The following is an 11,530-nucleotide window of genomic DNA, read 5'->3' as shown; positions in this document are numbered from 1 at the left end:
AGATAAACCACTTAATCAATAAAAATCAAATAATTATATATTTTTACTAAAATATGCAAATTGTTACGCTGGTGTCGAACAAAAACCAACACTACAATTTGCCGCCCTACGGCTTTCGGCCTGTGGCAATCCCAGAAGATAAAATCACTCATCGGAGAAATGCATTGTGGAACAGTTTGACGCTGTCATCATCGGTGCCGGTGCAGCAGGCATGTTTTGTGCGGCACAGGCAGGACAACGCGGACTGCGTGTTCTACTGCTCGATAACGGCAAGAAGGCTGGCCGGAAAATATTGATGTCCGGGGGCGGGCGCTGCAACTTTACCAATATGTATGCAGAGCCAGCAGCCTATCTGTCTCATAATCCTCACTTTTGTAAATCAGCGCTGGCGCGTTATACCCAGTGGGATTTCATCAGTCTGGTCAACCACCACCGCATCGCTTATCACGAGAAAACCCTCGGTCAGTTATTCTGCGATGATTCCGCGCAGCAAATCGTGGACATGCTGGTAACAGAATGTGAGCGGGCGAACGTCACCCTTCGTTTGCGCAGTGAAGTGACTTCGGTAGAGAAATCAGACGATCTGTTCACCGTCCAGCTAAGCAACGGCACAGCATTCCAGAGCGCATCGTTAGTCGTTGCCTGCGGCGGTCTGTCGATGCCCGGCCTAGGCGCGACGCCGTTCGGTTACCAGCTCGCCGCACAGTTCGGTATCAACGTGCTCCCAACTCGCGCTGCACTGGTGCCCTTTACGCTGCACAAGCCGCTGCTCGAGCAGTTGCAAACGCTCTCTGGGGTCTCCGTGCCGACCGTCGTCACCGCAGAAAACGGCGTGACGTTCCGTGAAAATATCCTGTTTACGCACCGTGGGCTATCTGGCCCCGCTATTTTGCAGATTTCCAGCTACTGGCAGGCCGGCGAGTTCGTCACCATCAATCTACTGCCCGACCGCAATCTTACCCAGCTCATTAATGACGAGCGCACCGCTCACCCGAATCAAAGCCTGAAAAACACGCTGGCACAGTGGTTGCCTAAACGGTTGGTTGAATGCCTGCAAGCGTTAGGGCAACTGCCGGACGTCACATTGAAACAGCTCAACAGCGCACAGCAAACACAGATTGAACAGAGCCTGCAACAGTGGCGCGTGCAGCCAAACGGTACGGAAGGTTATCGCACAGCCGAAGTCACCATCGGTGGCGTTGACACCCGTGCGCTGTCCTCCAAAACCATGGAAGCCAGCGCGGTACCGGGGTTGTATTTCATCGGCGAAGTGGTCGATGTGACCGGCTGGCTCGGCGGCTATAACTTCCAATGGGCGTGGAGCTCTGCATGGGCCTGTGCGCAGGCGCTGCAAGTCATGCAGGAACAGTCACCTTTTCCCTAAGTTGTGGCATCACAACCACAACCGTTCCAATGGATTCAACATTCAGGGCACCTTCACGAAAATTAATACAGCCCATTAGCCGTACAAAGGGATGTATCATTACCAGAAGATTTGTACACTTCATCGCATGGCGAAAAATGTCTACTTAAGGAACGGATGATGAAAATAAAGCAAGTCAAGTTGCACAATGTCGGGCGTTTTGCGTCTCTGGATGCCCCCATTGCGCCAACAGCTGATTATCCTTCCAATGTCACGGTACTGGTCGGCAACAATGGCGCAGGCAAGACATCTATTTTACAGGCATTGGCAACCTCACTCGGCTGGCTAGTGGCGAGAATACGCAGCGAAAAAGGCACCAGCGGTACTATCAGCGAAAGTACCATCACGAAACGGCAGCCTTCTGCTGCCATTGAGATTGCGGTTCACGGTGGCACGCAGCATCAAAAATCCAGTGGGGAAAAAGAAGCAAGTTACAGTTGGGTGCTGGCAAAAGTCCGTAGCGGCCAAAAAGGGCAACATGTCAGCCAGTTGAACGACCTTTCCGCGCTAGCGGATCGCTACCGCACCGCGTTAACCGAAGATGATCAAAGCAGTCTGCCGTTAATTGCTTTTTATCCAGTTGAACGCAGCGTGCTGGATATTCCGCTGAAAATAAAAGGCAAACACCGTTTTCAACAGTTAGATGGATACGATAACTCGCTCAACAGGGGCGTAGATTTTCGTCGGTTTTTCGAATGGTTTCGGCTACGAGAAGATATTGAAAACGAGACGAAACCATCCTTGACGGATACTATTTCTAATATACTCGACAACAACCCTGAACAATTTATTAGTCAAGCCCTTGATCCTGAAAAAAATAAAGATATCGATATTGAAGCGGAAGTAACGACGCTAAAGAATGTACTATCCAAATTAAAACTATCCGAAAAATCGAATAAAGACCCACAACTTGATGCCGTTCGGAATGCGATCTATCACTTTATGCTAGGTTTTTCTAACCTCCGAATACGCCGCACTCCTAGGCTACATATGTCCGTCGATAAAAACGGTGAAACCTTCAACGTACTGCAACTTTCTCAGGGTGAAAAATCACTGATGGCGCTGGTAGGGGATATCGCACGTCGGTTGGCAATGATGAACCCAGAATTAGGTAACCCGCTACATGGGCAAGGCATTATTCTGATCGATGAAGTCGATATGCACCTGCATCCCTCGTGGCAACGCAGTATTATTGAACGGCTAACAACGACCTTCCCACACTGCCAGTTTATTTTGACCACCCACTCACCGCTGGTGATCAGCGACAGTAAAGACGTGCTGGTGTATTCACTTGATGACGGCAAGCTCACTGAGGTGCCATCCCAATATGGTCAGGATGCTAACAGCGTCTTACTGGAAGTCATGGACACACACATCCGCAACGCGCATATCGCCTCAAAATTTAACGATCTATTGGATTTAATCCAGCGCAAACAGTTAGCACAAGCCAAAACGTTGTTGAACGAACTGACAGAAGAGTTGCCCCCCACTAATTTGGAGCTAACCAAAGCTCGCCTATTACTGCGCAAACAGGAGTTACGCGGTGAGAAGAATAACTAAAGGCGCTGAACCTGTCAGTCTGACAGCCTGGAAACGTGCCAATCCTACTGGTCGATATGATGATCTGATACCAGCCGCTCGTCAGGACATCCGTGATGCCTGTACCAAAGAGCAATTTGGCCTGTGTGCCTACTGTTGTAGACCGATAAGTGGTGATCACCAGGACACCATGAATGAACATGTTCAGGCTCGCAACTCTGCACCACAGCGCAGCCTCGACTTCACCAACATTGTGGCGAGTTGCAAAACACCAGACCAGTGCGATGCCGCCCACGGTTCACAATCTTTTTCACTCACGCCATTGATGGCAGCTTGTGAAACAGAATTGCAATTTATGATCAGCGGGCGCGTCACCGGCACCACATCACGCGCACAAGATACCATTCGGGTGCTTAATCTCGGTGACAGTGAAACTCATAACAAAAAACTGATTGAAACACGTAAGCAAGCTATCAATACCATCTTATGGACAAATGGGATTGAGCCTGATGAGGGCCTGGAAGATGACGAACTGCTGCAATCCATCATTAACGATCTCTGTACACCTAAGAATGGTCTACTTGAACCTTACGCACCTGTGTTGGTTAATATCTTGAGAGGGTGGTTGTCAGTATAGAAACCCGGTTGTTTCTTAGTATCGTCTGCACGAAGCCAGGTGCCTGATGCTGAATGAACATCTGGATGTTTCAAGCGCCGCCTTCAACGTGGGTTATGAAAAGCCCTTAGCAATTCAGCCGCGAATATCGCCGTTTGTTCGTCGTTACAGCCAGGAAAGATATTACCGCCCTGCGCGAGCAGGTTCCCCCATTGGGTATGCGCTCATCGCCTCAATTAATCCTGACCAAAACGATCGCGCGGACAAGCCTGATTAATGAGATAAATTCATAAAGGCTACGCGGCAATGCTGCATTTTGCCCGCTGTGTCATTGTCTGAAATAAAGCCCTATTGATAGGCTCTTAATGCGAGTCCTTAGCGTCAGGTTTATTGGGAGGAGATCAGCGATAACTGCTGAATCGCAGCTATCGCTTGTTGGTTTACTTCAACTGACAGCGTCTAGATACTTTTCAATCAATCGGCAAACATCCTCAACGTTATCATCATTAGGCCAGCTGAATGCGGGAGTAGTATTTACTTCGATTACGCTGTAACGATCACCTTGCAGTTCAATTAAATCGACCCCGCAAACAGGAGCCTGCATCAGCCGGGCACATCGCTCAGCCACAGCTTTCATTTCCTCGGTCAGCTTGCAAGACTGCCAGGAACCACCAGTGGAAAGATTGGTGGTAAAGCCATCAGGCGAAAGATAACGATAAAAAGCAAAGACCGCCTGATAATCAATTACCCTGACACGAATATCCCTGCCCGGTTTGGCAAGCTCCCGCTGTAGATAAACCGCACCGCCGTGCGCGAACTGCAATCGAGCGTACTGCCAGAGTTCGTCAGCGTTATCGATAAGCCTGACGTCCATTCCTTTAGCACCAATCAGCGGCTTAACCACGCAGGGAAGACCAATTTCGGGTATCAGTTTGTCCAACGCGGCTTCGTTCGTGACTACAACCGTATCGGCGTGGTGACATCCATGACGATGCAAAACAATGCTATTAATAAGCTTGCTCTGGCCTGTACTGAGCACTTCTGCTCGATTAATGACCGGCACCCCTGCTTTTTCAAACGCCTGAAGCAAAGCCAGCCCAGTTTCCCGGGCCTGAAGCGAAACCCAGCCAAATACCAGATCAGGCTGGATAAGTTCCGTTCCCACATAGATCGCTAATGCTTTTCCGTTTTGAATACTGAAAGAGATTTCAGAGGGTGTTGCAGCACAGGCAACTAAGCCTTTTACCGCCAAGCTGGCCTGTAATTTCACAACATCTTCTGTTCGCTCACGGCATAGAATTAAAACCGTCATATCGGATCGTCCTGTAACATCATGTTGCCAGCGAGCGCCCCCTGACTAGTGTTAATAATATCAGAGCGTTCTGGAAACCCGACCCGCCACCATCCGCCACCCAGCTCGTTATTCATAATATAAATGCCTAGTAAACATTTACCCTGCATCACATACTCTTCCTGCTTCTCCACGCTAAATGCAGTTACCGAATAGTTGGCAATAGGTACTCGACGCTGGATAACATAGGGCAAATTCTGAGCCAGAATAGCGGAGAGTTGGCGTTCCCATGTATCCTGATCCAGCTCCCAGCCACACAGGATATCGTTGCCACCATAACCGTGCGCAGGCTTAACAATCCACTCCTCTCGCTGTTTCCGTAAACTCTCCAACTTCATGTCGTCAAGCCGCCAGGTATAGGGGATAAAGGCCTGCAGCTTTTCATAGAGCTGCTCATCGAAAAACGGGCGAAAGCGTTCGTCATGTACCAGAGTCATACACAATTTATTACCAATTAAGCGCCCCTCAAACCCTGCTGGTAAAACGACCAGCCGCTTTTCCAGCGCCTGACAAAGCGGCTGATACTCTTCAGGTGCGTTCACTACATCCACCAAATCAAAGAGACAATAAAGATGTGTCACCTGCTTCTCATCAAGAAAAAGTCCCTGCTCCTGCAGGATCAGATCACGATGGGAAACCAGCGCGGCATCAATACCCCAGCGTTGCAGTTCAGCAACCATTAACGTGGCGACCGGGGTAATTTGCGGCAGTACACCACCATCTTCTACCACGGCCACAAACGGGCGGCTGCCCACCGGTGTATGTAAGAGCTGATGAAGCCAAGCCGCCCATTGATAAAGCGGATCGGTATTGCCACCAGGATGACAAATGCGATGTGCGATCGAATAAGCTAGACCGCCAACGTTGGGCCCGGCATTCAGCTCGACCATCCTCGGGTGATCGATTTCCCCGGCGATATCCACCCGCATATAGGAAGAAGGCGCGGTGAAACAGGAGAATTGCGTGATGACATCAATATGTTCAGCGGAAAATCCTAACCAGCGTGCGAACTCAACCCAGTCACCATGAAAATACTCCTTAACGGCTTGCTGTATTCCTTGTATATAGGCAACTGAAAGCAGTCTAATTTCTTCAGCAATAGCGCGATTTAATTTAGGCGCGTCGCAGATAAAATCCAGAGTGGTGAATAACGTGTGATTCTTCAGCTGTAAGGCTTTTTCATTGGTTACGAAATGGCTCATTTTTTACCCACATCAGAAAAGCGTAAAATGGTTGAAGGCGATTTTCTTTTAGCCAGTAATTTGACGGTGAGTCCCGTAAACATCAGCAGGGTAACAAGTGCAGAAAGACAGAAATAAAGTGGCAGATAGCCGAATCTGTCCGTCAGGTAGCCGAATGCCAGACCAGCAATGAAAACGGTGCAATAGTGCATATTTAAAATAACAGCCTGAAGCCGACCGGCCTGAGAAGGAGCCACCAACTTCATTAAAAAGGAATTGGCGATCACCCTAGCCCAGACAATAGTAGCGCCAATCAGTAAAGTGGCGACAAGACCTGAAACAAGAGTAGTGCTCAGGGGCAAAAGCATGTTAAAGATCGCCACGCTCAGACCTGAGATAAAGAGTAAAGAGAAAGAACGTGCATGAAACCGGCTACTGAGTACCAGACTCATCGCCATTGCACCGGCAGAGTAAGCCGCGTTCAGATAGCCAAACCCTTCTGCAGTCACATGCATGCTTTCCTTACTGATCGGCCCCAGCAAGATATTAAACATTTGCAGAAAGGTCATTGGGATCAGCATCACGAGCAAGGCAGGCAGAACGCCCACCTGCCTCAAGAGTGGAGGCTCTTCTGTGTGCGTTTTTAACACCGTTTTCCCGCCTGTAGCTTCAGAAGTAACGCTAGGCAGGCGAAAAGCCTGTAGAGCCACGCTCGCCAGAATGACACTCACCAATCCGAACGTCAGGCCGGACGAAGCTAAAACCGTCAGGCCCCCCCCTACCATCGTGCCTATAATATTGCCAAACTGGATGGACATCTCAAATCTGCCGTTAGCCACGCCCAAATACTGGCTTTCCGTCATGACATGTAGATAAGAACGAATAGCAGCGAGAAAAACCGTATTTGATATACTGGCAACGGCAATAACGGCATACAGGCCCGTTATGCTCATCAATGCGGACGGGAAGAGAATAAACGGCACCATAAACAGCACGCTGAGAAGGCAAGCGAAAACCATCAATTTTCTCTTGTCACGTTTGTCTACCAGTTTCCCGGTAAGCGAACCGATCAATAATCCCGGCAGCGCTCTGATGCAAAGCATGGCACCAATTGCGGTCGCAGCCCCTGTCAGCTCCAGCAACCGCCAGGGAATATAAACGCCTAAAATACCGATATTGATATAATAGCCCAGCGCGCAGAGGTAATATTTACGCCCAACCATCAGACCTCCCATTCCACATTATCATTTAACCAGCGGCTGAAGGCTTCTATTCTCTCTTCCACCTCTTGGCTGGATCTACCGGAAATCACCCCCGCGGCGACATGGCTCACGCTAGAATCCGCGCCCCGAAAGCGGCTGCCTACTGGAGCGTTGAAACGATAGTGGCTGAGCCAGTCGAAAGGCGGTTCTGTGTCCGGCAGGGATCGCAGAACACCAACCTGAGGCGGCAGCAGAAACCAGCCACTTTGTTGTAAAGCAACAGAGGGGAGGCACAAATCAAGTTTTTCCCCCTGCTGCTGGCGCAACCAATGTTCATTGATATTAATACCCCAAGCCTTTTCAATCGCTTGCGGTACCAACGCCCCGCCGGAGCGGGCCGCGATTTCACACAGGACAATGTCATCATCGGGAGTGAGAAAAAACTCAGCATGGAAGGCCATCTGAGCCACAGGCGGAAGTGCGGCGATAACTCCGCGAGTTTTCCCTTTCATCCGGGTATCAATAGAGGAACCAGCTTCGACAATCACGCTGCCCAGAGGCACACCATCCTGCCAGGCCAGGCAACTGGTGGTATAGAAGGACACGGTAGCGAAAACCATTTCGCCATCTTCGACCAAACCATCAACGTGATACATTTTCCCCTCAATGAACTGCTCAACCAGCAAAGGGAAGTGCAGAGCAGTATCATTGATCTCCATAGCGTGACGAAGGATGCTGGTATTGCGCGAGCCGCCGCCATCGACTGGCTTTAGCACGCAGGGGAATCCCGTTTTGCGAACAGCAGCGTCAAACTCTTCGCTGTCGGCCACGGTGTGCCAATCGGCGACCTTAATACCCTGTGAACGACAGTAAGTTTTCATCAACCCTTTATCGCGGTAGGCCAGTGCCGAATCAAGCCGCTGCCCTTCAATTCCTAACCTTTCCCTGAGCTGAGCGCTGCGGATTAGATCGTATTCGGAATGGCAAACAACATAATCAATGGGGTGAGCGGTAATCAACCTGTCAATCCAAGCGACAACTTCACTGTCTTGATCAATGCTTTTCGTGTGATAAAAAGAAGCAAAGCACGATGTTTCGGGTAAATCACACTGTGCAATAACGTGCAACTGAATAGCATGACTGACCCGCCATTGATAAATATCGAAAAGCGGGCTACGAATAAAAACAATAGCGTGCATGGTTTACTCCGTGTCAGATACTTTCGGCAATCCTTTCCACCCAACTTCCTGAATGGTTCAATAGCGCATTACTGTAAATAACGTCGCCTTCTTCTACCGTCATATTTTTCATAGCCAAATAAGACTGAAATAAATTCCCGCCCTTATTATTCTTTTTATTCAGATATTTACTCACATAGCTGGCTGCTTCGATTAAGGAGTCGATATCCAAATCAAGATTCAGATTGGCCTGATTATCTTTTAAAAGATGAGCGATTACTTCAGTTCGTAAATTCCCGCCGCCTTTCCCCATACCAAGTAAAGAGCCGTCGATAATTTTAGCACCAGCTTTAATCGCCGTCAGAGCATTAATACCAGCAAGCCCTAGGTTATCATGAGGATGAAAACCGATATTTTTGGCCAACAAGGCTTTCATGCCCGCGATCAGAACAGTGACATCTTTCGGCTGCATATTACCTAGCGAATCAGCAGAATAAATAATGTCCGCGCCACTTTCCTCGCACAGTCGCATATTATCGATCACCTCTTTCAGCCGAAAACGGCTCATACGAACAAAGTTGGCACAAACTTTCAGGTTCTGCTTTTTGCTCCAGGTGATAAGTTTCAGTGCTTGCTCAATATTCTGCGGCGTAATACAGATACGAATTAAGTCCAGACCGACATCGACAAGTCGCGAAATATCCTCGCCGTCAACATTTTTTGGATGAGCCATTACCCCCAACTTCGCCTGTTTCGGCAAGGCTCTCAGCCGTTTAAAAAGGTCTGGCGTAATATCTGAGGTTAGGCCACAGTTTTTAATATCAAACGGTGAACCTTTTAAATAGCCTAACTCAATATAGTTAACTCGCGCTTTATCCAGATGATAAACGATGCTCTGTACATCGTCCTCAGAAAAGTGAAAGCTATTAACGTAACCACCATCTCGCAGTGTGACATCGATAATTTCCAGTGAATTTTTCATTTTCACTTTAACTCCTTAATTATTTATCAGCCTGCTTTAAGACCGTAACGGTTATAGTTTAATTTCTCACGAGCTGCTTTTAACGTCATACCTTTCTCTACTAAATCCTCAACCTGTGTTTCCATGGTAAGAATTTCGCTAACCAGCTCTTCTACCTGAGCCAATTTATCCTGAGGAATAACAACAACGCCGGAGCTGTCGGCACAAATAATATCGCCCGGAGTAACTGTCGTTTCGCCGATATTTACTGGCACGTTAATGGCTTTCAGCATCGTTCTGCCTTTTCCTGACTTCATATAAACAGCACGGGAGAATACCGGATAGCCAGATGCGGCAATTCCATCGGCATCACGACAGGAACCGTCAATCACAGTTCCTGCAATGCCTTTACGCACAGCAAGTCGAGACAGAATATCTCCCCATACAGTGACCTCAGTTACACCCCGGTTAGCGATAATTATGACGTCGCCCTCCGCAACGTCATCGATATAATCTGCAGCTTTTCCCGACTCCCCAGGCTGTACAGCTTCCACCTGTAAAGTAAACGCTGGACCGACACACCTCATACCGAATTGCAGAGGATTAATGGCGCTGCCTAGGCCATTATTAATATTCAACATATCCAACGCATCAGAAACCGTGGCCGTGCCTGCCTGCAATAATAATTCTTTATTCATCGAAATTTCCAATTAATTAAGTTAGAGGACAGGTAGAACAATATTCTTGCTTCCACCTTGAAAAATATTAACCTTCAGGTTCTTACTTATTTTTGAACCAAAACCAGCAAATTTTCCGTTATACATAAAAAAATCCAGACTCATATTATAAACAGCAATACTTTTTGTATCAGGTGTATAAACTGGGAATTTATGAATGGAGATATATTCCTGTAAAATACTTCTATTTTTATGCGCATTTTCTACAGCGCATCGCCATTCTTCATCAGTGGACTCTTTACCCAGAATGACGCCCTCGCCGCGAATGTCGTAAGGCATTTTCAGCACAAAAGCATCTTTATTCGCCAGTGCATGCGCGACTGCGCTGCCTTGAACTCCCTGGTAACTGACGTTGGTCTCGCTAATTGAGCAAGCCCAAGGCAACAGCATGTCGATCAGCGCATTTTCCTCTGCGGTAAACAGGTGACGAAAGCGGGTATCCTTCATTAAAGCCAACGAGCGTTTGCTTTCGGTTACATAGCGGCTAGCGAAAGAATTAACATGAGTGACTTTATTTTCGCAAATGGCCCGGATTAGCGCAGAGGTTCTGCCAGGTTGTGTCAGCATTTCATCAAAGTAGCAGGTATTGATCTTATTCCAGATAACCTCTATCGCTGTTTGTTCATGATAAAGCTGTCCATTTTTGTAGGTCAGGCTCCCCGGATCGGCAATCACGGAGGTGATGTTCATGCTTTCGAGGACCTGTTGCATTAGCTTAACTTCTGCGCTGACTTTCCCTTCAGGCTGGAGAATGCAAAAAGCCTGACGGATTTTCTGGCCGGTTCGGTTTTCATGAGCCTGCAGCAGAGCATGAAAAAATGCTTCGTCTGACTGATTCAGCGTGTCCGCTACCTGCACGTTTTCGTGCAGAAAAGATGAGATCAGCGGCAGACCGGTGATCGCCTGACGGTGGTGACGAGTAAATAATACGCCAGCCGGGCAATCGGTATTATTTTCCAGAATCTTAAATCCATTCTCTGTCGGGTAGCTGTCAAAACGGCAAATAATAATTTCATTATCGTAACCGGGCTCAAGCATGCAGAGCGATTCAACTAGCGGTGGAAAACCAAACCAGAAGCGGACCTCAGGCCTCTCACGATAAAGCACAAGTATTTTTCTCAACAGCCGATGATAATCTTCAGCCAATCGAGCATATTTTTGATGCCGCTCGCTATCTATGAACATTACGGCAGGTAAAAGATCGAACGCTTTATTCCATATACTGATCTTCCCTTCGTTCAGGCTCGTTTCCAGAAGAGAAATTTGCTGTTCAATCGCTTTCGGATTAAGCGCAATATGTTGCTGAAGCTGATTACTTAATGAATTGTCGGTCAGCATAGTA

At 48.1% G+C, this 11,530-nt stretch carries 11 protein-coding genes; 4 read left to right on the top strand and 7 right to left on the bottom strand.

Annotated elements, in window-relative coordinates; all coding sequences use genetic code 11:
* Positions 1 to 166: 166 nt before the first annotated feature.
* The 4 genes from DMB82_RS20210 (at position 167) to DMB82_RS20195 (ending at position 3,855) form a co-directional block, all read left to right on the top strand.
* Positions 167 to 1,384 (top strand): BaiN/RdsA family NAD(P)/FAD-dependent oxidoreductase, encoded by a 1,218-nt coding sequence (locus tag DMB82_RS20210; RefSeq protein WP_102118791.1) that lies wholly within the window; start codon positions 167 to 169, stop codon positions 1,382 to 1,384.
* A gap of 156 nt (positions 1,385 to 1,540) precedes the next feature.
* Positions 1,541 to 2,983: an AAA family ATPase gene (locus DMB82_RS20205; RefSeq protein WP_208644331.1), complete on the top strand. Its 1,443-nt coding sequence runs from the start codon at positions 1,541 to 1,543 to the stop codon at positions 2,981 to 2,983.
* Positions 2,967 to 3,599, top strand: coding sequence for an HNH endonuclease family protein (locus DMB82_RS20200; RefSeq protein ID WP_102118789.1), 633 nt, complete (start codon positions 2,967 to 2,969; stop codon positions 3,597 to 3,599). Before DMB82_RS20205 ends, DMB82_RS20200 begins: the two co-directional genes overlap by 17 nt.
* A gap of 46 nt (positions 3,600 to 3,645) precedes the next feature.
* Complete coding sequence (locus DMB82_RS20195; RefSeq protein ID WP_208644332.1) at positions 3,646 to 3,855, top strand: hypothetical protein; 210 nt, start codon at positions 3,646 to 3,648, stop codon at positions 3,853 to 3,855.
* Positions 3,856 to 4,023: 168 nt separating this feature from the next.
* Here the strand turns inward: DMB82_RS20195 and DMB82_RS20190 are convergent, their stop codons facing one another.
* The 7 genes from DMB82_RS20190 to DMB82_RS20160 are packed head-to-tail and all read right to left on the bottom strand — an operon-like array spanning position 4,024 to position 11,526.
* Complete coding sequence (locus DMB82_RS20190; RefSeq protein ID WP_116155912.1) at positions 4,024 to 4,890, bottom strand: ATP-grasp domain-containing protein; 867 nt, start codon at positions 4,888 to 4,890, stop codon at positions 4,024 to 4,026.
* On the bottom strand, positions 4,887 to 6,131 hold the full coding sequence (locus DMB82_RS20185) for a hypothetical protein (RefSeq protein ID WP_116163859.1): 1,245 nt from the start codon (positions 6,129 to 6,131) through the stop codon (positions 4,887 to 4,889). The genes DMB82_RS20190 and DMB82_RS20185 overlap by 4 nt, the downstream gene beginning before the upstream one ends.
* Positions 6,128 to 7,333: an MFS transporter gene (locus tag DMB82_RS20180; RefSeq protein ID WP_167469168.1), complete on the bottom strand. Its 1,206-nt coding sequence runs from the start codon at positions 7,331 to 7,333 to the stop codon at positions 6,128 to 6,130. The genes DMB82_RS20185 and DMB82_RS20180 overlap by 4 nt, the downstream gene beginning before the upstream one ends.
* Positions 7,333 to 8,511 carry an ATP-grasp domain-containing protein gene (locus DMB82_RS20175; protein ID WP_116155909.1) on the bottom strand — a complete coding sequence of 393 codons (1,179 nt, stop codon included), beginning with the start codon at positions 8,509 to 8,511 and terminating at the stop codon, positions 7,333 to 7,335. Before DMB82_RS20175 ends, DMB82_RS20180 begins: the two co-directional genes overlap by 1 nt.
* A 13-nt stretch (positions 8,512 to 8,524) precedes the next feature.
* Positions 8,525 to 9,472 carry a beta/alpha barrel domain-containing protein gene (locus DMB82_RS20170; protein ID WP_116155908.1) on the bottom strand — a complete coding sequence of 316 codons (948 nt, stop codon included), beginning with the start codon at positions 9,470 to 9,472 and terminating at the stop codon, positions 8,525 to 8,527.
* 26 nt (positions 9,473 to 9,498) lie between these two features.
* A complete protein-coding gene (locus DMB82_RS20165) occupies positions 9,499 to 10,149 on the bottom strand; it encodes an RraA family protein (RefSeq protein ID WP_116155907.1) in 651 nt (216 codons plus the stop codon).
* Between the two features lie 21 nt (positions 10,150 to 10,170).
* Positions 10,171 to 11,526, bottom strand: coding sequence for a circularly permuted type 2 ATP-grasp protein (locus tag DMB82_RS20160; RefSeq protein WP_116155906.1), 1,356 nt, complete (start codon positions 11,524 to 11,526; stop codon positions 10,171 to 10,173).
* Between the last annotated feature and the right edge of the window lie 4 nt (positions 11,527 to 11,530).

The organism is Pectobacterium aquaticum (assembly GCF_003382565.3).
GTDB classification, from domain to species: Bacteria; Pseudomonadota; Gammaproteobacteria; order Enterobacterales; family Enterobacteriaceae; genus Pectobacterium; species Pectobacterium aquaticum.
The sequence above is the reverse complement of the archived record's forward strand: the minus strand, read 5'-3'. Positions and strand labels throughout refer to the sequence as shown.

What these genes read in the sequence shown, in the direction of transcription:
- DMB82_RS20205 (WP_208644331.1), top strand. Translation starts at nt 1,541, where the DNA reads ATGATGAAAATAAAGCAAGTCAAGTTGCACAATGTCGGGCGTTTTGCG.
- DMB82_RS20195 (WP_208644332.1), top strand. Translation starts at nt 3,646, where the DNA reads ATGCTGAATGAACATCTGGATGTTTCAAGCGCCGCCTTCAACGTGGGT.
- DMB82_RS20190 (WP_116155912.1), bottom strand. Translation starts at nt 4,890, where the DNA reads ATGACGGTTTTAATTCTATGCCGTGAGCGAACAGAAGATGTTGTGAAA.
- DMB82_RS20185 (WP_116163859.1), bottom strand. Translation starts at nt 6,131, where the DNA reads ATGAGCCATTTCGTAACCAATGAAAAAGCCTTACAGCTGAAGAATCAC.
- DMB82_RS20180 (WP_167469168.1), bottom strand. Translation starts at nt 7,333, where the DNA reads ATGGTTGGGCGTAAATATTACCTCTGCGCGCTGGGCTATTATATCAAT.
- DMB82_RS20175 (WP_116155909.1), bottom strand. Translation starts at nt 8,511, where the DNA reads ATGCACGCTATTGTTTTTATTCGTAGCCCGCTTTTCGATATTTATCAA.
- DMB82_RS20170 (WP_116155908.1), bottom strand. Translation starts at nt 9,472, where the DNA reads ATGAAAAATTCACTGGAAATTATCGATGTCACACTGCGAGATGGTGGT.
- DMB82_RS20165 (WP_116155907.1), bottom strand. Translation starts at nt 10,149, where the DNA reads ATGAATAAAGAATTATTATTGCAGGCAGGCACGGCCACGGTTTCTGAT.
- DMB82_RS20160 (WP_116155906.1), bottom strand. Translation starts at nt 11,526, where the DNA reads ATGCTGACCGACAATTCATTAAGTAATCAGCTTCAGCAACATATTGCG.